General features: G+C 59.7%; 26 protein-coding genes and 1 pseudogene. 22 read left to right on the plus strand and 5 right to left on the minus strand.

Features of this window, described 5'->3' with window-relative positions; translation table 11 throughout:
- Positions 1–152: 152 nt before the first annotated feature.
- From OZ428_RS17430 to OZ428_RS17475, 10 genes and pseudogenes are all read left to right on the plus strand, one after another.
- Positions 153–674, plus strand: coding sequence for a fimbrial protein (locus tag OZ428_RS17430; protein ID WP_269130659.1), 522 nt, complete (start codon positions 153–155; stop codon positions 672–674).
- Positions 675–724: 50 nt separating this feature from the next.
- A pseudogene (locus OZ428_RS17435) lies at positions 725–1,282 on the plus strand (fimbrial protein).
- Between the two features lie 19 nt (positions 1,283–1,301).
- Entirely contained in the window at positions 1,302–3,905 is a 2,604-nt protein-coding gene (locus OZ428_RS17440) for an outer membrane usher protein (protein ID WP_269130660.1), read from the plus strand.
- Positions 3,902–4,660 carry a fimbria/pilus periplasmic chaperone gene (locus OZ428_RS17445; protein WP_269130661.1) on the plus strand — a complete coding sequence of 253 codons (759 nt, stop codon included), beginning with the start codon at positions 3,902–3,904 and terminating at the stop codon, positions 4,658–4,660. Before OZ428_RS17440 ends, OZ428_RS17445 begins: the two co-directional genes overlap by 4 nt.
- Positions 4,661–4,681: 21 nt before the next feature.
- The gene (locus tag OZ428_RS17450) at positions 4,682–5,254 is read left to right on the plus strand and encodes a fimbrial protein (protein WP_269130662.1); all 573 of its coding nucleotides are present in this window, start codon (positions 4,682–4,684) and stop codon (positions 5,252–5,254) included.
- A 10-nt stretch (positions 5,255–5,264) separates the two neighbouring features.
- On the plus strand, positions 5,265–5,759 hold the full coding sequence (locus OZ428_RS17455) for a fimbrial protein (protein ID WP_269130663.1): 495 nt from the start codon (positions 5,265–5,267) through the stop codon (positions 5,757–5,759).
- Between the two features lie 13 nt (positions 5,760–5,772).
- On the plus strand, positions 5,773–6,252 hold the full coding sequence (locus OZ428_RS17460; RefSeq protein ID WP_269130664.1) for a fimbrial protein: 480 nt from the start codon (positions 5,773–5,775) through the stop codon (positions 6,250–6,252).
- A gap of 11 nt (positions 6,253–6,263) precedes the next feature.
- Entirely contained in the window at positions 6,264–6,812 is a 549-nt protein-coding gene (locus OZ428_RS17465) for a fimbrial protein (RefSeq protein WP_269130665.1), read from the plus strand.
- Between the two features lie 64 nt (positions 6,813–6,876).
- A complete protein-coding gene (locus OZ428_RS17470) occupies positions 6,877–7,848 on the plus strand; it encodes a fimbrial protein (protein ID WP_269130666.1) in 972 nt (323 codons plus the stop codon).
- Between the two features lie 145 nt (positions 7,849–7,993).
- Positions 7,994–8,275, plus strand: a complete 282-nt coding sequence (locus OZ428_RS17475; RefSeq protein WP_033902944.1) for a hypothetical protein — start codon at positions 7,994–7,996, stop codon at positions 8,273–8,275.
- Between the two features lie 9 nt (positions 8,276–8,284).
- On the opposite strand, the gene OZ428_RS17480 is transcribed toward OZ428_RS17475, so the two are convergent.
- The 4 genes from OZ428_RS17480 to OZ428_RS17495 all read right to left on the minus strand — a co-directional run bounded on the left by OZ428_RS17480 (position 8,285) and on the right by OZ428_RS17495 (position 10,678).
- The gene (locus OZ428_RS17480; protein WP_038850956.1) at positions 8,285–8,515 is read right to left on the minus strand and encodes a hypothetical protein; all 231 of its coding nucleotides are present in this window, start codon (positions 8,513–8,515) and stop codon (positions 8,285–8,287) included.
- A gap of 76 nt (positions 8,516–8,591) precedes the next feature.
- Positions 8,592–9,506: a c-type cytochrome gene (locus tag OZ428_RS17485; RefSeq protein WP_269130667.1), complete on the minus strand. Its 915-nt coding sequence runs from the start codon at positions 9,504–9,506 to the stop codon at positions 8,592–8,594.
- Positions 9,503–10,150 (minus strand): c-type cytochrome, encoded by a 648-nt coding sequence (locus OZ428_RS17490; RefSeq protein WP_269130668.1) that lies wholly within the window; start codon positions 10,148–10,150, stop codon positions 9,503–9,505. The genes OZ428_RS17485 and OZ428_RS17490 overlap by 4 nt, the downstream gene beginning before the upstream one ends.
- A 174-nt stretch (positions 10,151–10,324) precedes the next feature.
- Entirely contained in the window at positions 10,325–10,678 is a 354-nt protein-coding gene (locus tag OZ428_RS17495) for a hypothetical protein (RefSeq protein ID WP_269130669.1), read from the minus strand.
- Between the two features lie 214 nt (positions 10,679–10,892).
- Between OZ428_RS17495 and OZ428_RS17500 the strand changes: the two genes are divergently transcribed.
- The 4 genes from OZ428_RS17500 to ada all read left to right on the plus strand — a co-directional run bounded on the left by OZ428_RS17500 (position 10,893) and on the right by ada (position 13,180).
- The gene (locus tag OZ428_RS17500; protein ID WP_003173824.1) at positions 10,893–11,195 is read left to right on the plus strand and encodes a DUF1883 domain-containing protein; all 303 of its coding nucleotides are present in this window, start codon (positions 10,893–10,895) and stop codon (positions 11,193–11,195) included.
- Between the two features lie 25 nt (positions 11,196–11,220).
- Positions 11,221–11,388 (plus strand): hypothetical protein, encoded by a 168-nt coding sequence (locus tag OZ428_RS17505; RefSeq protein WP_016974793.1) that lies wholly within the window; start codon positions 11,221–11,223, stop codon positions 11,386–11,388.
- Between the two features lie 4 nt (positions 11,389–11,392).
- Entirely contained in the window at positions 11,393–12,058 is a 666-nt protein-coding gene (gene alkB, locus OZ428_RS17510) for a DNA oxidative demethylase AlkB (RefSeq protein WP_269130670.1), read from the plus strand.
- A gap of 75 nt (positions 12,059–12,133) precedes the next feature.
- Positions 12,134–13,180, plus strand: a complete 1,047-nt coding sequence (ada, locus tag OZ428_RS17515) for a bifunctional DNA-binding transcriptional regulator/O6-methylguanine-DNA methyltransferase Ada (RefSeq protein ID WP_269130671.1) — start codon at positions 12,134–12,136, stop codon at positions 13,178–13,180.
- On the opposite strand, the gene OZ428_RS17520 is transcribed toward ada, so the two are convergent.
- A complete protein-coding gene (locus OZ428_RS17520; RefSeq protein WP_269130672.1) occupies positions 13,177–13,761 on the minus strand; it encodes a CGNR zinc finger domain-containing protein in 585 nt (194 codons plus the stop codon). The genes ada and OZ428_RS17520 overlap by 4 nt on opposite strands.
- A 167-nt stretch (positions 13,762–13,928) precedes the next feature.
- On the opposite strand from OZ428_RS17520, the gene OZ428_RS17525 reads away from it, so the two are divergent.
- The 8 genes from OZ428_RS17525 (at position 13,929) to OZ428_RS17560 (ending at position 22,253) form a co-directional block, all read left to right on the plus strand.
- Complete coding sequence (locus OZ428_RS17525) at positions 13,929–14,807, plus strand: alpha/beta fold hydrolase (protein ID WP_269130673.1); 879 nt, start codon at positions 13,929–13,931, stop codon at positions 14,805–14,807.
- A gap of 109 nt (positions 14,808–14,916) precedes the next feature.
- Complete coding sequence (locus OZ428_RS17530; RefSeq protein WP_269130674.1) at positions 14,917–15,978, plus strand: NAD(P)H-dependent flavin oxidoreductase; 1,062 nt, start codon at positions 14,917–14,919, stop codon at positions 15,976–15,978.
- 113 nt (positions 15,979–16,091) lie between these two features.
- Positions 16,092–16,850, plus strand: coding sequence for a molybdate ABC transporter substrate-binding protein (modA, locus tag OZ428_RS17535; protein WP_016974799.1), 759 nt, complete (start codon positions 16,092–16,094; stop codon positions 16,848–16,850).
- A complete protein-coding gene (gene modB / locus OZ428_RS17540; RefSeq protein WP_269130675.1) occupies positions 16,851–17,531 on the plus strand; it encodes a molybdate ABC transporter permease subunit in 681 nt (226 codons plus the stop codon).
- Positions 17,532–17,536: 5 nt separating this feature from the next.
- Positions 17,537–18,616 (plus strand): molybdenum ABC transporter ATP-binding protein, encoded by a 1,080-nt coding sequence (gene modC / locus OZ428_RS17545; protein ID WP_269130676.1) that lies wholly within the window; start codon positions 17,537–17,539, stop codon positions 18,614–18,616.
- A 78-nt stretch (positions 18,617–18,694) separates the two neighbouring features.
- On the plus strand, positions 18,695–19,732 hold the full coding sequence (locus OZ428_RS17550) for a DNA topoisomerase IB (protein WP_269130677.1): 1,038 nt from the start codon (positions 18,695–18,697) through the stop codon (positions 19,730–19,732).
- Between the two features lie 124 nt (positions 19,733–19,856).
- Complete coding sequence (locus tag OZ428_RS17555) at positions 19,857–21,479, plus strand: ABC-F family ATP-binding cassette domain-containing protein (protein ID WP_269130678.1); 1,623 nt, start codon at positions 19,857–19,859, stop codon at positions 21,477–21,479.
- Positions 21,480–21,548: 69 nt separating this feature from the next.
- Positions 21,549–22,253: a YoaK family protein gene (locus OZ428_RS17560; RefSeq protein ID WP_269130679.1), complete on the plus strand. Its 705-nt coding sequence runs from the start codon at positions 21,549–21,551 to the stop codon at positions 22,251–22,253.
- Positions 22,254–22,370 lie beyond the last annotated feature (117 nt).

Consider the following 22,370-nt stretch of genomic DNA (forward strand, 5'->3'; position numbering starts at 1 on the left):
ATAGTTGGAAAATTCAAATTCCTCCTCACTGCAACTTGGTCGGCGTCGAACCAAGTTCCCTGCGTGCTTTACATATCAGTAATGAACGGTAGGTGCACACCTGCCTGCGGGGTTTCTTTATGACGTTCATTAATATAGATGGGTCTTAGCTGATGAAAACTGAAATCAAAACTGCACTGTTGTCTATCGGGCTGCTGATGGGGTCGATGTCCGTCGCGCAAGCCGCGGATGGCACTATCACCTTCTTAGGATCGGTCCACTCAGGTGCTTGTTCTATCAAGCCAGACTCTGTCGATCAGTCCGTTCACCTGGGCGCAATCGCAAAGCATCAATTGCAAACGGGAGGTAAGTCCGAAGCGCGCCGCGTATTGATCGAGCTGGAAGGTTGCGATCTCACCGGCCTGACCGACAACACCGTAACCACCACCTTCACGGCTGCGCCATCGTCCGTTGTTCCGGGTGCAATCGGCACCGTGGGTGGCGCGGGCAACATCGGCATCATGATGACCCACGGCAGCAAACTCGTTGAATTGGGTGTACCTACCAACCCTCAGGCCATCGTCGCTGGTGATAACACGTTGGAGTTCGGGGCCTACGTTCAAGGTGCAGCGACGGGCAACGTCGTGCCTGGCGATTTCAGTGCGACCACCAATTTCACCCTGGCTTATCAGTAAGCATTTCCCCCCCGCCACCAACGTGGCGGGGGAACTGATGGGAGATAACGGTGAAAACATTAATAAGCCTCGCAATTACCTCTTCGTTGGCGGTCGTCAGCCTCGGCGTTGTCGCGAAGACATCTGGTCAGGGCGATGGAGTAGTCACGCTGGGTGGAGAGGTCATTGACTCGGCGTGCGGGCTGGAGTTGGCGAGTGCCGACCAGTCCATCGAAATGCCACCCGAACCTATTGGCCGGCTTTTGCGCAACACGATCGGCGAGCCGCATCCCTTCCAACTGCGCCTGGTCAATTGTTCATTGACTCGTCCGGACCCTCTGCGCCCTGGGTTAACGCTGCCCGACTGAGAGCATCTGCGCGTGACGTTTGACGGGGCCAGCGACCGTCAAGGCCGCTCATTCGCCGCCGCTGGGCTTTCCCAGGGGGTCGCATTTCATATCTGGGATTCGCTTGGCCAGGAGAGTGTTCCAGGTGAGCCGATGCCGCTGGTACCCCTGAATGAAGGCGACATGACCCTTCACTACACGGTCCGCCTGGTCGGTAACGGATTGCAACTGATGCCTGGGGATCACCGTGCCGCCGTACGGTTCAAGTTGGAATACTTCTGAACATTGATGGGTTGCTTTCATGTTGAATGCGTCGAAGATCAAACATACGCTCCGCCCTACACTGTTCGGTGGATTGATATCCGTAGCAGGCTCGGCCTTGGGTGCCGGGGATATTGAGTTTAATACTGATGTTCTGGACCTGAATGATCGCACTAATATCGACTTGTCCCAATTTGCCCGCAGCGGTTTTATTCTGCCCGGCACTTATTCAATGGTGGTGCAACTAAACAACCAGCCGCTGCCCGAACAATCAGTCGCGTTTTACCCTCCCGATGACGATCCAAAAGGCAGTGAAGCCTGCTTATCTCCCGCTATCGTGGAGCAATTGGGCCTGAAGGAATCCGGCGCCACTGAGTTGACTTGGTGGAAAGGCGGGGACTGCCTGGATATCCGGGCGCTGCCCGGTATGGAAGTAAGGGGTGACCTGGCCACCGGCACGCTGAACATCAACCTCCCTCAGGCTTACCTTGAGTACAGCGCGATCAACTGGGACCCGCCTTCGCGTTGGGATGAAGGGATCCCTGGGCTGCTGCTCGACTACAACATGACGGCACAAACCAGCCACCAGAGGAATGACCGCACCCGCAACGACGTCAGCGGTAACGGCACGTTGGGAGCCAACGCCGGCGCTTGGCGCCTGAGGGCGGATTGGCAGGGCCGGGTCGACCAGGACCGCGAGGCGTCGGCTAGGCGTTCGCGGCTGGAATGGAGTCGTTACTATGCGTATCGCGCTATTCCATCGCTGAAGGCACGTCTGGTACTGGGAGAAAACTACCTGTATTCGGACCTGTTCGACAGCTTCCGTTTTACCGGCGCCGCGCTCAACTCCGATCAAAGTCAGCTGCCGCCGAATCTGCGCGGTTATGCACCTGAAGTGGTTGGCGTCGCCAAGACCAATGCAAGGGTCATCATCAGCCAGCAGGGCCGTGTGCTGTACGAAACCTTGGTGGCCGCAGGACCTTTTCGTATCCAGGACCTGAATGACGCGGTGAGCGGCAAGCTCGACGTGCGGGTAGAAGAACAGGATGGCTCGGTCCATACCTCAGAGGTCAATACCGCAGGCGTACCTTACCTGACTCGCCCTGGTCACATGCGTTACAAGGTCGCGGCGGGACGACCGTCCAATCTTCAATATGGCGCGGATGGCGACTTCTTCACTACCGGGGAGTTCTCATGGGGCGTCAGCAATGGTTGGTCGCTGTTTGGCGGCGCAATTACCGATAACAACTACCGCGCGTTGTCGGTTGGGGTAGGTCGTGACTTGTTGTCATTCGGCGCCCTCTCGCTGGATGCAACCCAGGCCCAGGCCAATGTCTGGAATGACACACTGTCGGGCAAATCCTACCGCCTGCAATATTCGAAGCACTTCGAGCAGTACGACAGCCAAATAACCTTTGCTGGCTATCGGTTTTCTGAACAGAACTACTTGAGCATGAGCGAATACCTCGATGCGCGTCATTACGGCAGGAACGGTGAACTCGCCGGGCGCTACAGGTACGACGAATACACAGAAAGTTGGAAGCCTATTGGTGGCAGTAAAGCCTTGTATACCGCGACGATCAATAAGCAATTCCGCGATTTGGGCACCACCGTTTACTTGAGTTACAACAAACAGACTTATTGGGAACGCGCGGCCACGCAACGTTGGAACTTGGCGGTATCGCGTTACTTTAATCTTGGGACAGTCAAAAACATGAGCCTGTCCCTGAACATACACCGGACCCTGGACTACAACTACAAAGATAACGGCGTTGCGTTGACCGTCAGCCTACCGTTGGGGCGGACCGGTACGTTGTCGATGGATGCCGATAGGACCCGTGGCGATAACGGTTTTTCAACGCGCTACAGCGATCGCCTGGATGAACGTAACGGCTACCAACTCAGTGCCAGTGACAAATCTGTCAGTGGTTACCTGAATCATATCGGTGACCAGGCGGACATCGATCTTGCGGCCAGTCAGCAAAGGGACGGCTACAGCACCCTGAGTGTGTCTGCGCGTGGCGGCGCTACGCTTACTCCCCAAGGGGCAGCCCTGCATCGGGCCAACAGCATGGGTGGCACTCGGCTGATGGTCGACACCGGCGGCGTAGCCGATGTGCCGGTGCGCGGTTACGGCGCACCGACACGCAGTAACGCCTTTGGCAAAGCGGTCATTTCCGACATTGGCAGCTATCAGCGGATGGCGGCCAGTGTCGACCTGGAAAGTTTGCCCAGCAATGTCGAAGCCACCCAATCCGTCACGCAACTCACACTGACCGAAGGCGCCATCGGCTATCGATCCTTGCCTGTGATTGCCGGCGAAAAAGCCATGGCGGTGCTGCGTCTGCCGGACGGCAGTGCACCGCCGTTCGGTGCGACGGTGAAGAACCTCAAACAGCAAGACACCGGCATTGTGAATGACGGCGGCAACGTCTACCTGAGCGGCATCCAGCCTGGCGCTCAGATGACCGTCAGTTGGGGAGGTGCAGAGCGATGCACGCTCACGCTCCCTGTCGTGTTACCCGCTGATGCCTTGACTGATGCCCTGCAACTGGGTTGCCGAATGGTAGCTCATGATCAATCCCTGCCCGAGCAAGAAACGTTGACCGGGAAGCGTACCAATACGGAGAAAACATCCTCATGAAGCTGAATACGCGCCTTATCCAGACCTGCGCGCTACTGGTTCTTGGCTTGAGCCAGAGCACCAACGCCGCGATTGGCCTGGATCGTACCCGAGTGATTTTTGATGGTGGCAAAGACGCCACCAGCGTAAGCATCACCAATAACAACACCCAGTTGCCGTATCTGGCCCAAGGCTGGATCGAAGACGAAGCTGGCGAAAAAATCTCCAGCCCCTTGATCGTGCTGCCACCGGTTCAGCGCGTGGAGCCCGGCAAACAAAGCCAGGTGAAGGTTCAGGCGTTGCCGGCGGCCAAGGCGTTGCCCCAGGACCGAGAGACGGTCTACTACTTCAATTTGCGGGAAATCCCGCCACGCAGCGATAAAGCCAACACTCTGCAAATTGCCCTGCAGACCCGGATCAAACTGTTCTACCGGCCGCAAGCCATTGCGCCCAGCCAGCAGGACTTGTCCACCCCCTGGCAGGAAAAGCTCACCCTCACGCGCGATGGCGAGCGTTATCAGGTGAATAACCCGACGCCTTACTACGTGACGCTGGTGGATGCGCGCAGCACCAAGGACGGCAAGACCGTGTCGGGCTTCGAGCCACTGATGGTCCCACCAAAAGGCAAGTTGACCCTGGGCGTCACCGCCAAGGCGCTCGGCACCACCCCGCATCTGGCCTACGTGAATGATTACGGCGGACGCCCACTCATGGCCTTCACCTGCAGTGGCAACACCTGCACGGTGAATGCACAAGCCTCCCCATCCAATCAGTAGCACCAGCCGCTGGAGAACACCATGAAGTGGCACATTGTGAAGGGCTTGGGCGGGCTGTTATTGGTCGCGCCATGGGTCGCGCAGGCCGAGGACGTCGAGGGCATGAACGGGATGCTGAACATTTCCGGGAGCATGCATGAAATTCCCTGCGCGCTGGAGATGAACTCACTGCATCAAACCATCGACCTTGGCGCCGTATCCGCCAGCCAGCTGCAACGCCCCGGCGATCAAGCAAGGCCTGTGGCATTCCAATTGCGTTTTGCCGATTGCCAGCGCACCGCAGGAAGCATCCGCAGCGAACGAACGGGCAACCTGACGTGGAGCGCCTTTCAACCAGTGCTGTCGGTCATGTTTGTTGCCCCCGCCGATGCCGATGACCCAAGGCTCGTCAAAGTGCAGGGCATAACAGGAATGGGCCTGCGCCTGGCCGACACCCTGGGACGCGATGTACAGCTGGGATCAAGAGGCGAACCGCTGTTTTTGCCACTGGGCAGTAACACCCAGACGTGGACCGTTCAGCCCACACGCACCGCCGCACCGCTGACCAGCGGGGCGTTCCGGGCCGTGGTGGATTTCAAGCTCAACTATGAGTAAGGGCGTGACAATGGCTAAGCCAACCGGCCCATGGGCCGTTCTTATCAGTGGTGGCCTGCTTTGGGCCGTCAGCCAGGGTGTGCAGGCCGAGACCAGCCTGACTATCCGTGCGGTGATAATCGCGCCGCCACCCTGTGTGATTAACGGTGGCAGCACGCTTGATGTGCCTTTTGGCAATGACCTTCAAACCTCACGGGTTGACGGCGTCAATTATCGTCGGGGGGTGCCTTACACCGTCACCTGCAATTCACCTGTCAGCAACGCGATGAAGCTGGAACTCAAGGGCACGGCCGCTGCGTTTGACAATCGTGTGCTGATGACGCGCAAACCGGACCTGGGGGTAAAGCTGTTCGTGAATGGCGCTGACTGGCCACTCAATACCCCCGTGAACTTTACCCACCCGAACTTTCCGGTGGTACAGGCGGTGCCGGTCAAACGCGCGGGCAGCACCTTGACCGGAGGGGCCTTTGATGCGGCCGCCACCCTGGTGGTCGATTATCAATGAAGAGGAATAATCAATGACTGGTTGGCAGCAGCGAGCGTTGCTCGCCTTGTGCTCCCTGGGCCTTTGCGGTGGCGCGATGGCGAACCTGACGTTCAGCGGAACTCTGAATGAACCACCGCCTTGCACCATTGATGCAGGCAACACGATTGAAGTCGACTTTGGCGATGTGGGCGTAAAGCGCGTAGACGGCGTGAAGTACCGCAAAGTGGTGCCTTACACCATCAACTGTGGCGCAGCCACCCTGCCCTGGGCGCTGAAGTTGAGTGTCAACGGCACGCCGACGGCATTTGATGGCGCGGCGGTGCAAACCAACGTATCGGCGCTGGGGATTCGGCTCTTCCAGAACAACGTGCCGTTTCCACTCAATACGCCAATGGACATCGTCCTCTCGTCTCCGCCGAGATTGGAAGTGGTGCCCATCAAACAACCGGGCGCAACCCTGCCCCCCGCACCGTTTTCAGCAGTGGCCACGCTGTTGGCTGAATACGAGTAGGAGCCACGTCGATGCGACATGAAATGGATCATAAACGAGGGGCATGCGCCTGGCTGGCGTTACTGCTGAGCTTCGGACTGACGCCCAACGCGGATGCTGCGGACAACCTTCGCTTCAAGGGCAACCTGGTTGAAGAGGCCTGCACGATCCGCCCGGGCGACGACGCAATCACCCTAGAACTCTGGGACGTCACCAGCAAGCACCTCTACATCAATACCCGCACTCGAGCGAAGACTTTCAAGGTGCACCTGGAGAACTGCGACACCACGATTGGCGACACGGTCACCATCCTGCTCGGTGGCACGGAAAACGTGAAGCTGCCGGGGTTGTTCGCACTGGACGGTGGCAGCGGCGCAACGGGAATCGGCCTTGGCATAGAGACACCGGACAACAAGCCTTTCCCCGTGAATACCGTCAGCGACAAACAGGTGTTAAGCACTGGCAGCAACGTCATTGAGCTCAAAGCCTATGTGCAGGGCGAACCGGATGCGATCAGGGATCAAACCATTGGACACGGCCGGTACACGGTGACCTCGACTTTCACGCTGGACTATCCGTAACAGTCCCAGACAAACCTCAAATCTCTCCTGGGTAATTCCAGTAGAGAGGCAACGAGAGATCAACATGAAACGACTTTATGGCGCCATGGTGCTGCTTGCCTTGGTGGGTATTACAACAAATGTGAACGCTGCCCAGTGCCGGGTCAATGGCGGCCCGTGGCAACAAGTGGACACTGGCGGCACGCTGCCCCTAGAGGTTCCCGTAACCGTCCAGCTCGGCTCGGACACAAGCCGTATCCTGCTAGAAGGTGTGAGATTGGAGTGCCGATTCACGCCTTATCCGGGTTGGCCATCCCATTACGAAGACTACTGGTCAACATCGGTCCTCGCCGGGCCAGCCTGGACACCCGGCCCTAAGTTTGTCAACCAGGGTACGGGTTTAAGAATAAACGGGGGGTACTACAACACCCCGGTACCGACTAACATTCGAATTGCAACCATGCCCAATAACGCCATCGGTGTTGCCGTCAACGTGACGCCTTACATCCTGAATCGCAACGATCCGGCGAACCCGATCAACGTCGTCATAAATGACATCCTTGGCACGTTGCGCTTGAGCCAGACAAACAATTATGACTCAGGTAGGGCAGGTCTTTCGCTCGTATACAGGGCCGCCAACAATTTCTCCATCTCTCCCTCAACCTGCACGATCAACAATAACAACCCCATTGAGGTCAACTTTGGCAACGTCCACCAACGACAAATCGGTACAGACCCGCTGACAACGCCTATCCGCAGCGACCGCAGGCTCACCTACTCCTGCCCGAATGCGGGGATCACCACACCGATCACCATTACCTATAAAGGCATCGCGACGTCGTTCGACAACCGCCTGCTGCTGATGACCAACCCGAATGTCGGCACAGCGATGGTCCGGGCGGGGTCTGCGGTGGCTGTGAACGGCAGGTTCCTGACCCAGATCACCAACAGTGTCGGAGGGGATGACGTGACGTTTTCCCTGGTTCAGCGACCGGGCTCGCTGCCTGCCGCGGGGCCTGTGACTGGGAGCGGCGTACTCGTGATGGGAGTTCCGTGACACAGAAAAACCGCTGAGGGCAAGAGCGCGCAGTTGCGAAGTGTATTTCTGTGACTGCGCACCAGGTGGCATTTCGCTATAATCCTGCGCCAACGCCCCACGACCGTGTCAGCGTCCCCTCCCACACCCTCGACGATGAACCCCTATGAACAAGTTTCTGGCACTGACTGCAGTCCTGGCGCTCGCCGGGTGCACCACCACGTCTGACGTCTACCTGAAAAACGGTGAGCAAGGCCTGACCATCGACTGTTCCGGCGAGGCCAATTCCTGGGCCAGTTGCTACGAAAAGGCCGACGCCTCATGTGCCGGCACCGGCTACCGCATCGTCGGCACCGAAGGCACGCCGTCGCTCCAGGAAAGTGACAAGACCCTGGGCAAGGACGTGGGCAACTTCAAAAGCCGCAGTGTGGTCGTCGTGTGCAAGTAAGCCTCAGGCTTACAGCTGAATATCGGCAAACTTGATACCCAGCCCCCGGATGGTCTCCACCAAGTCATCCAGCCGCTGGAACGACTCGACTTCGTCCTGATCGTCCACCAGGAAAAAACTGCGGCCGCCGCTTTTCTTGAAAAATACGATCCACTCGCCCAAGTCGGCCGGATTCTGGATGATGTGCGTCGCCGATATCTGGCCTTCGGCCTGGCGAGCCCTGACGTGTTCACGCTTCATGAATAACTTCCCAAAAAGACAAATGCCGCACAAACCGAGGGTTTGCGCGGCATTTTTGCATTGATCGGGTAACAGTTTAACGGATGCCCTGCCCGATCAGCACGCCTTCTACGGTTTGGCCGTAGAGATTGACGCCGTCATTGGCGTGGAACTTGAGCCGGGTTTTCTCCACGGAACCGTCAACCAGGCGCGGATCCTGCGGCCGTTCATGACTGTTGACATAGGCGGCCACGTCCCAGGCCTGCTGGTCACTCAAACTACCGCCCTTGCCCAGCGGCATGTTGTGCTTGATGAAGGACGCCGCCGTATTGATGCGGTGCATGCCGGCGCCCCAATTGTAGGAGTCCTCACCCCACAACGGCGGCATCACATAGCTGTCGCCGACCTTTTGGCCCTGCCCTTCGGCGCCATGGCAGACAGCGCATTGCCCTTCATAAACCTGGGCGCCCTGCCTCAAGTCGTAACCCTTGGCCGGTTGCGCAACGTCCGGATAGCCGCGCCCCGGCAATTCAACACCCAGTGGCGCCTTGCTCGCCAACCAATAAGCGTAAACCGAGAGCGCGGTGATCTCGGGACTATCTGCGGCCGGAGGCGTGCCGCCATTCATGCTGAACTGGAAACAGCCCTGCAATCGCTCGGCAAAGGTGTTGACCTTGTCGTTTTTCTTCCGATAGGCCGGGTACATCGGGTAGGCAGCCCACAAGGGCGCCGAGTTGGCGAGGCGGCCCTGGTCCAGGTGGCAGTTGCTGCAGTTGAGTCCGTTACCGACATAGTTCGGCGCCAGACGTTTGGTATCCACGAACAGCGCGTAACCCTCTTTCACCAGCTTGCCGTAGGCATTGTCAGGCAGTTCGCTTTCTTGAGGAGGCTGGAATGGGCTGGCAGCAGCGTGGCTGGCAGGTTGCAACTGCGACTGGTCTTCCATGGCGATCGTGGCGGCGTGGGCCGAGGGTAGACCCAGTAGGCCCAAGGCCAATATCAACGGGTTCATGGCTTGGCCTCCAGTTTCAGCGAGGCGAAATACTGGGCCACGCCCTGCACTTCTTCTGCCGTAAGGGACTTGGCGATGTGCCCCATCAAGTCATTCGGATCATTGTGGCGGGTGCCGTTTTGCCAAGCCGTCAACTGCGCGGCCAGGTAAGCGGCGGGTTGACCGGCCAGGGGTGGGAACGCGTCGCCGACGCCTGTCCCTGCTGGGCCATGGCAACTGGCGCACGCCGGAATCTGCCGCTCCCAGGCGCCCTGTTGTGCGAGCTTTTGGGCAGCATTGAGCGGCATTTCGCTGCGATAGACCGCCTTGGGGACAGGCCCCAGCATTGCCGCCAGCGCCTGGCTGACCGCCTCGATTTCAGCGTTCGTGAGCGCATTCGCCAACGGTTGCATCACGGGATTGGAACGACTGCCACTTTTAAAGTCTTCCAGCTGTTTGCGCACATACGTCGCGGGCAATCCCGCTAATCGGGGAAAGCCAGCTGCGGCCATCCCCGCGCCATCGGCACCATGACAGGCGACACAGGGCATGGCGCCCGGCTGCGAACCGCCCTCGGCAAAGATGTTTCTCCCCTCCAGCGCGTGGGCATTGCCCAATAACAGCATCAGCGCACTGCCCATCAGTACTCGTTCCAGAGACATCATCACGGCTCCATTTTATAGTTATATGCTTAGACGCTTACGGCATAAGCCTACAAATGGTAGGGGAATGACCCCGTCGCGACAACTCCAAAAACACAGCGTAAAAAAACCCGGCATTACGCTTACGCGGCCAGGCTTTTTTATCGGATGGGAAGTCGCTGGGTTGAAGAGGCCAGATCAGCCGGAAATGCAGTCCTCGCCCGCCTTCTTCACATCACCCGGACGGATCGGCACATTGGACATGCTCTCGTAGAGCTTGATGCTGCTACCGCTGGAGCGCTCATCGATCTCGAAGATCGCTGAAGGGTCGGCGGAAAACTTCTGCGGCACAATCACCTGCACACCGCCATCCTTATGCGGCTCTATCTGCGGCGGCCGGCGTGTAGTCGACAGTTTTCTCACCACACACGCAGCGTATTCCTGGGGCTTCTTCCCGGAAATGACGGCCAAGGTCGGAGGGGTCTGCTTGATATCTGCAACCGAAGCACACCCACCAATCGCCAGGGCCAGAACCAACACACTCCACTTCATACAAAAACCTCCGATAAAGACCCTACGACAGCGGGGATGGTAATTTTCTCCCGCCCACGTAGGATTTATCCCTGATAACTCGGTAAATAACTGTTTTAAATTGTCGACGTCATTGAAGACGGGCCGATAATAAACGCGCTGGGGCTGATAAACTCCATCTTAACCTACGTATCGTTCTGATTTTTCAGAAAAAGCCCTTCTGGAGCCCCCACCCATGAAATTCATCCACCAGCGTGAGCACCTCAACGAGGGCGACATTGTCGTCATCGAATGCTCGCAGACTTGTAATATTCGTCTGATGAGCGACGCGAATTTTCGTAGTTTCAAGAATGGCGGCCGTCATACCTATCACGGCGGTGCCTTCGATAAGTTCCCCGCCAAAATCACCGCACCGAGCACCGGGTTCTGGAACATCACCCTGGACGTCGTCACGCGCCGCGCCATCAGCGTGACCCGCAAACCCGCGCTGTCCCACAAGATCCGCATCGTGCGTCGTACCAGCACCAAGCTGAGCTGATCCGCTCATTTCACAGGAAATAGCCGTGAACACCACCACAAAATACGTGATCAAGTACAAGCTCAACGGCGAACGCCGTTTTGAGTTCGCCCAACTGCAGACCAACAGCGTGGAAGAAGCTAAACAAGCCCTGGCGAAAATTCACGATGCCAGTGATGAAATCACCGACATCAATGTGAGCAAGGCGCTGTAAGCCGATGCCCGGCCCCACCGCTGACCTGTTTGCCGACGACGCCCTGCAGCAACCCCCAGGGCGCGAGCAAATTGGCGAGCAGTCCTACGTATTACGGGGCTATGCCCTACCTTGGATTGAGCACGTTCTGCCAGAACTGCGACGGGTACTGGCTCAATCACCGTTCCGGCAAATGGTCACACCCGGCGGCTTTACCATGTCGGCGGCATTGAGCAGTTGCGGCGACCTGGGCTGGACCACCGACACCTCCGGCTACCGCTACTCACCGCTTGACCCACGTAGCCAACAGCCATGGCCGCAGATGCCAGACGTTTTGCGTCAATTGGCGGTGCAGGCGGCGGCAGAGGCCGGCTTTCCCGACTTTGCCCCCGACGCCTGCCTGATCAACCGCTATGTACCCGGTGCCAAAATGTCCCTGCACCAGGACAAAAACGAACGTCGCTATAGCGAACCGGTTGTATCCGTGTCACTCGGCTTGCCGGCGATTTTCCTGTTTGGCGGACATGAGCGCAGTGACAAAACCCGCAAAGTCTCGCTGTTCCATGGCGACGTGGTGGTGTGGGGCGGCGTGGATCGCCTGCGTTTCCATGGGGTGATGCCGATCAAGGAAGGCGTGCACCCGGTCATGGGCCCACAACGCATCAACCTCACGTTTCGCACCGCCGGCTGATTTGACCGCAAGCTTCAGAGTGCCAGGTGTGCATGGCGCGATTAGTCTGAATGGAATCCGTCAAGAGTACCGAGCATGACCAACGAACAAGACCCCCGCTGGGCGGCCATCCTCGCCCGAGACCCCAAGGCCGACACGTTGTTCGTCTACGGTGTTAAAACCACCGGTGTGTACTGCCGCGCCAGCAGCGTTTCACGCTTGCCACGCCCTGAAAACATCGAGTTCTTCGACACCCCCGCGCAGGCCGAGGCCGCCGGGTATCGCCCCAGCAAACGCGTGAGCGCAGACCAGACCCAGTTGGTTGCGCACCACGCGCAACTGGTGGCGGACGCGTGCCGGCATATCGAACAGGCCGACACTGCGCCCAGCCTGCATGCGCTGGCCACGCAAGCCAACCTGAGTCCGTTTCATTTTCATCGTGTGTTCAAAGCCGTCACCGGCCTGACCCCCAAGGGCTATGCCACTGCGCACCGTTCGCGCAAGGTACGCGATGGGCTCAAAGGCTCGCACTCGGTGACCGATGCCTTATATGACGCAGGCTTCAACTCCAACAGCCGCTTTTATGAGTCGGCTGACCAACTGCTTGGCATGAAACCCAGCGACTACAAAGCCGGAGGGACTAACTCGGCGATCCTGTTTGCCGTCGGGCAGTGCTCGCTGGGGGCGATTCTGGTGGCACAAAGTGCGCGTGGCGTGTGCGCGATTCTGTTGGGGGACGACCCTGACAAGCTGGTACGCGATCTTCAGGATCAATTTCCCAAGGCGGAACTGGTAGGCGCCGACCAGCGCTTCGAGCAGTTGGTCGCGCAGGTCGTGGGCTTTATCGAAGCGCCTGCGCTCGGCCTGGACCTGCCGTTGGACTTGCGCGGCACCGCATTTCAGGAGCGGGTGTGGCAAGCCTTGCGCGAAATTCCAGCGGGAAGCACGGCTAGCTACGCGCAGATTGCCGAGCGAATCGGCGCGCCGAAGTCATTCCGTGCGGTGGCTCAGGCCTGTGGCGCGAACAGCATCGCGGTGGCGATCCCCTGTCACCGGGTGGTGCGCAGTAATGGCGAGCTTTCAGGCTACCGCTGGGGTGTGGAACGCAAACAGCAGTTGCTGGAGCGGGAAAACAAGGCTTAACCCAGCTTGCGCTTGCGAAACTCGGCGACCTTATGACGGTTGCCACACAGCGCCATGCTGCACCAACGACGTTTATGGGCCTTGGTGCGGTCGTAGAACCACAACACGCATTCGGGATGTTCGCAGGTGCGGATCAGGTTGAAATCCCCGTCCACCAGCAAACGCGCTGCGGCTTCAGCAATCATCGAGAAAAATTGCTCCGGGGTTTGCAGCTTGCGCTGACGCTCAACGCGTAACTCACCCGACGCCGGCCAAGCCAACTGCGGATGGCTGACGGCCTTGCGCAAAAAGCCATTCAGCGCGGCGGGATCGCCCCGCGTTCCCTCCTTGCGCGACTTCAGCAATACACGGATTACCTCGCGCAGTTCCCGGCCCACCCGGAGCAATGCGCCCGGTTCAAACGCAGGCACCTGCCCTTCCTTCACCCACTCCAGGCGCACCAGCCAACGCTCGACATCGGCATCGGACTGCCAGAAGTCGTGGGGTTGCGCGTCCACATTGGCGCGCGTGTTGAGCATGTCCAGCACCGGGTCATCGGCGAGGACATAAGGCTCAAGGGGGGCTGGGATAGTCATGGTCATTCCTCTTATAGGCGTCGACATAGTAACCGCTATCTAAGCGCACGGATAGTTACACACGATAAAATTGAAACCCCTATAAATAGTTTGACAGGTTACTTGTTTGAGCGCAGATTTTGAAAAAGGTAACCCGTATATCCATCCAATCAAGTTACAAAGGCGCCTTCATCATGACCACTCCAAACTCCGTCGTTCACTACCGCCATGTCGATGCCGACGGCGTAAGCATGTTCTACCGCGAAGCCGGCGACCCCTCGGCGCCGGTCATGTTGCTGCTGCATGGCTTCCCCAGTTCGTCGCATATGTACCGTGACCTGATCCCGTTGCTCGCCACGCGCTTTCGGGTAATCGCTCCGGATTTGCCGGGATTCGGTTTTACCGAGGTACCGGCCGAACGCGACTACCACTACAGCTTCGATAACCTGGCGATCACCGTCGGGCATTTTGTCGACGCGCTGGAATTGACGCGTTACGCGTTGTACGTCTTCGACTACGGCGCACCCGTAGGTCTGCGCCTGGCAGTGGCACACCCTGAACGGGTCAGCGCGCTGGTTTCGCAAAACGGTAACGCCTACCTCGAAGGCCTGGGGGACGCCTGGGCACCGATTCGCGCCTATTGGGCCGAACCCAGCCAGGCCAACCGCGAGGTGATCCGCAACGCGGTCATCAGCCTGGAAGGCACGCGCTACCAATACCTGCACGGTGTCCATCAGCCCGAACGGGTTGCGCCGGAGTCCTACATGCTCGACGTACTGCTCATGCAGCGCCCCGGCAATGACGAGATCCAGTTGGACCTGTTCCTCGACTACCGCAACAACCTGACGCTGTACCCGGCGTTCCAGGCCTTCTTCAGGGCCAAACACGTGCCGACACTGGTGATCTGGGGCCGGAACGATCCGTTCTTCATCCCGCCGGGTGCTCACGCTTATAAAACCGACAACCCAAACGCCGTGGTGGAACTGCTCGACACCGGGCACTTCGCCCTGGAAACCCACGCAGCCCAAATCGCCGAACGGATACACGCGGTACTGGGCGACGCCATCAACTGATGGCACACCACGAAACGTGCCGTTCGTCCAGTGAATAAAACAGAGTGGCCGGGGCACATGGGCCCTGTTAAAACAGCGTAAAGCCTCACTAACGCTGGAGAGACATCCCATGAGCACCTGGCCAGACACCCGCATTATCGACCTGCTGGGGATCGAACTGCCCATCATCCAGGCGCCCATGGCCGTGGGTACGACCACGGCCATGGTCATCGAGGCCAGTAAAGCCGGGGCGCTGGGCTCATTGCCGGCGGCTGCACTGAGCCTCGCGCAATTGCGCGAAGCCCTGGCCGCCATCCGTAAGGCCAGCCCGCGCCCGATCAACGTCAACTTCTTCTGCCACCAACCGCCAGCCCCCGACGCTGCGCGTGATCGGCGCTGGAAGGATTTGCTGGAACCCTACTACCGCGAATTGGGTGCCGATTTTGAAGCGCCGACGCCTGTGTCCAACCGCGAACCGTTTAACGAAGCGGCTTGCCAAGTCATCGAGGAATGCTGTCCCGAAGTCGTCAGCTTTCACTTCGGCCTGCCGGAAAAAGCCCTGCTGGACCGGGTAAAAGCCACAGGTGCGAAGGTGTTTTCCTCGGCCACCACCGTGGAGGAAGCGATCTGGCTGGAGCAGCACGGCTGCGACGCAATTATCGCCATGGGCAGTGAAGCGGGCGGCCATCGTGGCTTGTTTCTCACCGACGACCTCAATACCCAGATCGGCCTGTTCGCCCTGCTGCCGCAAGTGGTCGACGCCGTCAGCGTGCCGGTGATTGCCGCCGGGGGCATCGGTGACGCACGCGGAATTGTCGCGGCCTTTGCCCTGGGCGCCTCGGCGGTGCAAATCGGTACGGCTTACCTGTTTACGCCTGAAGCCAATGTCACCCCTTCGCACCACCACGCACTGCGCCATGCCCAGGCCAGCGAAACCGCACTGACCAACCTGTTTACCGGTCGCCCGGCACGGGGCATCGTCAACCGTGTGATGCGTGAGTTGGGCGCAATCAACCCAGCAGCTCCGGCCTTCCCCACCTCCGGCGGCGCGTTGATACCGCTCAAGGCCAAGGATGAAGCAGGTTTCAGTAACCTGTGGTCTGGCCAGGCACTGCGCCTGGGCAAAGACACCACCACCTATGAGTTGACGCGTGAGCTGGCGCAGCAGGCGCTGGCCAAACTCAACCCATAGAACCTGTGGCAACTTTGCACTGTACCGGCAATGGCCAACCGCTATATATTCCCATACATAGCGGTTAACCCTTCTACCTATAACAAGCCGTACACCCTCAAAGGAGCTGCTTCATGACGATTCACGCCTCACGCCTGGCCATCCTGGTCGCTGCCCTCGCCTTCGGTTCAGCCCACGCCGATGAAGTCCAGGTGGCCGTCGCCGCCAACTTCACCGCACCGATCCAGGCGATTGCCGCCGACTTCGAAAAAGACACCGGCCACAAACTGGTCGCAGCCTACGGTGCCACCGGCCAGTTCTACACCCAGATCAAGAATGGCGCGCCGTTCGAAGTGTTCCTGAGCGCCGACGACACCACCCCGCAAAAGCTCGAAACCGAAGGCGACACCGTCAAAGGCTCGCGCTTCACCTACGCCGTCGGCACCCTGGCGCTGTGGTCGGCCAAGGAAGGTTACGTCGACGCCAAAGGTGAAGTGTTGAAGAAAAACGAGTTCAAGCACCTGTCGATCGCCAACCCGAAAGCCGCGCCATACGGCCTCGCCGCTACCCAAGTACTGGCCAAGGAAGGGCTGACCGAGAAGGTCAAAGACAAGATCGTCGAAGGCCAGAACATCACCCAGGCCTACCAGTTCGTGTCCACCGGCAACGCCGAGCTGGGCTTTGTGGCCTTGTCGCAGATCTACAAAGACGGCAAAGTCACCAGCGGTTCAGCGTGGATCGTTCCCGCGGCCATGCACGACCCGATCAAACAAGACGCAGTGATCCTCAACAAGGGCAAGGACAGTGCTGCTGCCAAGGCACTGGTTGACTACCTCAAGGGACCTAAAGCCGCTGCTGTCATCAAGTCCTATGGTTACGAGCTGGCCAAGTAAATGCCGTTATCGAGTGCCGATTTTTCCGCTATCTGGTTGACCATTAAACTGGCGTCACTGACTACCGTGATCCTGCTGGTCATCGGCACTCCGATTGCCCTGTGGTTGTCGCGCACCCGCTCCTGGTGGCGCGGCCCCATTGGCGCCATCGTCGCTCTGCCGTTGGTGTTGCCACCGACGGTGATCGGTTTCTACCTGCTGTTGACCATGGGCCCCAATGGCTACTTCGGCCAGTTCACCCAATGGCTCGGCCTGGGCACCCTCACCTTCAGCTTCGCCGGGCTGGTCATTGGCTCGGTGATCTATTCCATGCCGTTTGTGGTGCAGCCGTTGCAAAACGCCTTCTCCGCCATCGGCACACGCCCGCTGGAAGTGGCCGCGACCTTGCGGGCCAATCCTTGGGACACGTTCTTCACGGTCATTTTACCCCTGGCGCGACCAGGGTTTATCACCGCCTCTATCCTGGGTTTTGCGCACACCGTCGGTGAATTCGGCGTGGTGCTGATGATCGGCGGCAACATCCCGGACAAGACCCGCGTGGTGTCCGTGCAGATCTACGACCATGTGGAAGCCATGGAATATGCTCAGGCCCATTGGCTGGCCGGCTCGATGGTGGTGTTCGCGTTCCTGGTGTTGCTGGCGCTGTATTCCAGCCGTAAAACCAAGGTGGGCTGGAGTTGATGTCGATGATTGATGTACGCCTGAAACTTGAGTACTCGGGCTTTGCCCTGGATGTGGACTTGCATTTGCCCGGTCGCGGTGTGACGGCGCTGTATGGGCATTCCGGTTCCGGCAAGACCACGTGCCTGCGTTGCATCGCCGGGCTGGAGCGCGCCGAAGACGGTTTTATCCAGATCAATGATGAAGTCTGGCAAGACAGTCGCAACGGGTTGTTCGTACCGCCGCATAAACGCGCGCTGGGCTACGTGTTTCAGGAGGCCAGCCTGTTCCCTCATCTGTCGGTGCGGGCCAACCTGGAGTTCGGCCTCAAGCGTATTCCCCGTCAGCAGCGCCGTGTGGATATGGCCCATGCCACCGAGTTGCTGGGCATCGGCCACCTGCTTGATCGCCATCCCCAGCACCTTTCCGGCGGTGAGCGCCAGCGCATCGGCATCGCCCGCGCCTTGCTGACCAGCCCCAGTCTGTTGTTGATGGACGAACCCCTGGCAGCCCTCGACAGCCAGCGCAAAAGCGAGATCCTGCCGTACCTCGAACGCCTGCACGATGAACTGGATATCCCGGTGCTGTACGTCAGCCATGCCCAGGATGAAGTGGCGCGCCTGGCCGACCACATCGTCTTGCTCAGCGACGGCAAGGCCCTGGCCAGCGGCCCCATCGGCGAAACCCTGGCGCGGCTCGACCTGCCCCTGGCGCTGGGAGACGATGCCGGGGTGGTGATCAACGGCGCGGTCAGCGCCTACGACGATCACTATCAGTTGCTCACCCTGCAACTGCCTGCCAGCGCCTTACACATGCGTGTGGCCCATGCACCGCTGGCCGTGGGCAAAGCGTTGCGTATCAAGGTGCAAGCGCGGGATGTGAGCCTCAGCCTGCAAGCGGAGGAGCACAGCAGCATCCTCAACCGCTTGCCGGTGACGGTTACCCAGGAGATTTCGGCGGACAATAACGCCCACGTGCTGGTGCGACTGGACGCGGGTGGGACGCCGTTGCTGGCGCGCATCACGCGGTTCTCCCGCGACCAACTGCAACTGCACCCCGGCCAGAGTCTCTGGGCGCAGATCAAGGCCGTTGCGGTGTTGGCGTAAGCAACCTTTTGGCACGACCGCACACCGCTGCGGTCCATCAGACATACCGGCCTGATTTGTTGCCAAGGAACCCGCCTCATGTCCGACTCTGCGCTACCCCGCGACCTGCATTACGTTGACGACACCCAGCCCGGCATCCGCCGCAAGACGCTGCGGGGCAAGTTCCAGTATTTCGACCCCAAGGGTGAGCGCATCCACGACGCCGACGAGATCAAGCGCCTGAACGCCCTCGCCGTCCCGCCGGCTTACACTGACGTGTGGATCTGCGCCGACCCGCGCGGCCACCTGCAGGCCACCGGCCGCGACGCCCGTGGACGCAAGCAATACCGTTATCACCCGCGCTGGCGCGAAGTGCGGGACACCGACAAGTATTCGCGGCTGCAAGAATTCGGCAATGCTCTTCCCAAGCTGCGCAAGCAGCTGGAAGCGCAAATCGCCGAACCCGGATTTACCCGCGAAAAGGTGCTGGCCACCGTGGTAACGCTGCTCGACGCTACGCTGATCCGCGTCGGTAATACCCAGTACGCCCGCGACAACAAGTCCTATGGATTGACCACCCTGCGCACCCGCCACGTGGATGTCAAAGGCAGCGAAATCAAGTTCCAGTTTCGCGGCAAGAGCGGCGTCGAGCACCAAATCAGCGTTAAAGACCGGCGACTGGCAACCGTGGTCAAACGCTGCCTGGAATTGCCGGGCCAGAACCTGTTCCAGTACCTCGATGAAGACGGCGAGCGGCACACCGTCAGCTCCCACGACGTGAATGACTACCTGCACAGCCTCACCGGCGCCGATTTCACCGCCAAGGACTACCGCACCTGGGCCGGCACTGCCATGGCGCTGGCCGTGTTGCGGGAGTTGGAGTGGCAGCCTGAGTCCGATGCCAAAAGACATGTTGTGTCGATGGTCAAGGATGTCGCCAAACAGCTTGGCAACACCCCGGCGGTGTGCCGCAAGTGCTACATCCACCCTGCCGTGCTGGAGCATTTCAGCCTCGGCGAACTCTCCAAGCTGCCCAAGCCGCGCATCCGCAAAGGGCTCAAGGCCGAAGAAGTGGCCTTGGCGATGTTTCTTGAGCAACTGGCGGCGCACTTGCCGAAAAAAGCCAAGACGGGTTAGGCTTTGCCTCCCTTCTGATCCGCAGGACGACCGCCGACGTGAACCACTAAGCCTTCCAAAATGTATCTGCAACGAGCCGCCTGGCGCGCTTGTTGGCCTGTCCGACATTTTTTTGGAGGTGCTGATGACTGACGTCAACCGGCTGCCCGTCCTTGTTTCCCTGCAACACCTGAGTTTCCAGTTCGCCAATGGCGAGACCTTGCTGGATGACCTGACCCTGTCCATCGATCACACACCCACCGGTATTGTGGGGCGCAATGGTCGGGGCAAAAGCATTCTCGCCCGGTTGATCGCGGGGCTGCTGCCACCCTCCTCCGGATCGCTGAATGGTCCTGGCCGAGTGATCTACGTGGCACAGAGCATCACGGTTGCGCCAGGGGAGACGGTCGCCGATCTCACCGGCACCGCCGTGATATTGGCCGCCCTTGAACGCATGGTTCGAGGCGCCGCACGGATCGAAGACCTGGAATTGATCGACGACCGTTGGGACCTGGCCGAGCGTTTGCGCAGCGCCCTGGATGGCGCGGGGCTGGCGCAGCTATCCTTTGATACCCCTGCCGACCAACTCAGCGGCGGCCAGTTGGCCAGGGTCGCGATCATCGGTGCGCTGCTGGCCGCGCCGTCGTTACTGGTGCTCGATGAGCCCACCAACCACCTCGACAGCGATGGTCGCGCCTGGCTGCTGCGTGTGCTCGACGCTTGGCGGGGTGGCCTGGTGGTGGTCAGCCATGATCGGCAATTGCTCAACGCCATGGCGCGCATCATTGAACTGTCGCCCCTCGGCGTAAACGTCTATGGCGGCAACTACGATGCCTATCGGCTGCAGCGTGATGCCGAACAACAGGCCGCCAGCGCCGCGCTCGACCATGCACGCCTGGAGCGCAGTCGCGAACGGCGGCGGCTGCAAAAAGACCACGACAGCCTGCAGCGCAACGCCGCGCGCTCACGCAAGCATGCAGAAACCGCCAACGTCGACCGCTTCACCAAGGCGCGCTGGAAAGGTGCCGCCACCGAGATCGTCAGCACCGTGCGTAGCGCGCATTGGCAACATAAACACGAACTGGATGCCCAGGTGCGCCAGGCTTATGAACGGGTCGAAGATGAAACGCCGACCTTGTTGGCATTGCCCGCCTCAGCGGTGCCCAACGGGCGACAGGTGCTGTCGTTGGTGGACGCACAGTTACCGTGGCTGCCGTCGACCTGTCTGAATGTGCATCTTGCAGGTCCGGTGCGCGTCGCGGTGCGTGGGCCCAACGGCTGCGGCAAGTCCACGTTGCTGAAGGTACTGGCCGGTCAATGGCAGGTCGTCGCGGGCGAATGCAGCCTGCCTCTTCCCTGCGCCTACATCGATCAACACCTTGCGTTGCTGGACGATCAACGCTCCATCGTTGAACAGCTCAACCTGCTCGACACGCCCCTAGCCGCAGCCGAATTGCGCACGCGCCTGGCGTTGCTGCAACTGGATGCCTTGCGTGTGACCCAACCCACCGGGCAACTCAGCGGCGGCGAACGCTTGAAAGCCGCGATGGCGATCGCCTTGTGGCGCGAAGTGCCGGCGCAACTGCTGTTACTGGACGAACCGACCAACCATTTGGACCTGGAGTCGGTGATGGCTTTCGAGCAAGCGCTGCAAGGTTTCAACGGGGCAATGCTGGTGGTGTCCCATGACGCGACGTTCCTCCAATCGATCAAGCCCACCCATTTCCTGGATTGGCACGACACAGGTTGGTCGCTGGAGCCTGTCTGAGGTCATTGCACGCGCGCATAAAGCGTCATACGGTAGTGGCCGGATAATCTCACCGAGGAACCCGACCCTATGCTGCCATCGCCTCGCAAGCCTTACGCCAATGCTGCACTCGCCCACCGACAGCGTTGGCGTGGCCGGGTCGGGCTGATGCTGGTGGCCAGTCTTTCAGTACTGGCGGGGATGACCGATGCCATCGGCTTCATGGCGAGCGGCGACTTCGTTTCATTCATGAGCGGCAACACCACGCGCCTGGCGGTGGCGATCAGCGCGGGTGATCTTGGGCTGACCGGGCGGCTGTTGTTGCTAGTAGCAACATTTGTGGTTGGCAATACCTTGGGCGTGGTGGTCAGTCGAATGAGCCGCCGCCACGCCTTGCCGTTGCTGTTGTGTATTGCGGCCTTGTTGTGCGGGGCGGCATGGCTGCCTTTCGCTGACACGCTGCCCGCGCTGCTGGCGGCAATCATTGCGATGGGCATGCTCAATGCGACTGTGGAAGAGGTCAACGGACTCCCCGTAGGGCTGACCTACGTCACTGGCGCGCTGTCACGCTTTGGTCGTGGGCTGGGACGCTGGTTGCTCGGAGAACGACGCACGGGCTGGCGCGTGCAGTTGATCCCATGGACCGGCATGTTCGTGGGCGCGGTGATTGGCGCATTGCTGGAGCAGCAGATGGGCTTGAAGGCGCTGATGGTCAGCGGCGTGCTGGCGGGGTTGTTGGGGTTGGTGTCACTGAAGATTCCCCGTCGCTGGCACCTGGGTTACATGCCGCGTTGAAGAAAAAGAGGGATGCTCGCCCGACGTTTAGGCCTCGACGTCCGTGTACTGGTAAAGAGCCATCATGTCGGGCGAGCGGGTGAATAATAAGCTAATGCTTCGCGGCTGTCGTGCCAG

The organism is Pseudomonas sp. GXZC (genome assembly GCF_026967615.1).
Lineage (GTDB): Bacteria > Pseudomonadota > Gammaproteobacteria > Pseudomonadales > Pseudomonadaceae > Aquipseudomonas > Aquipseudomonas azotoformans_A.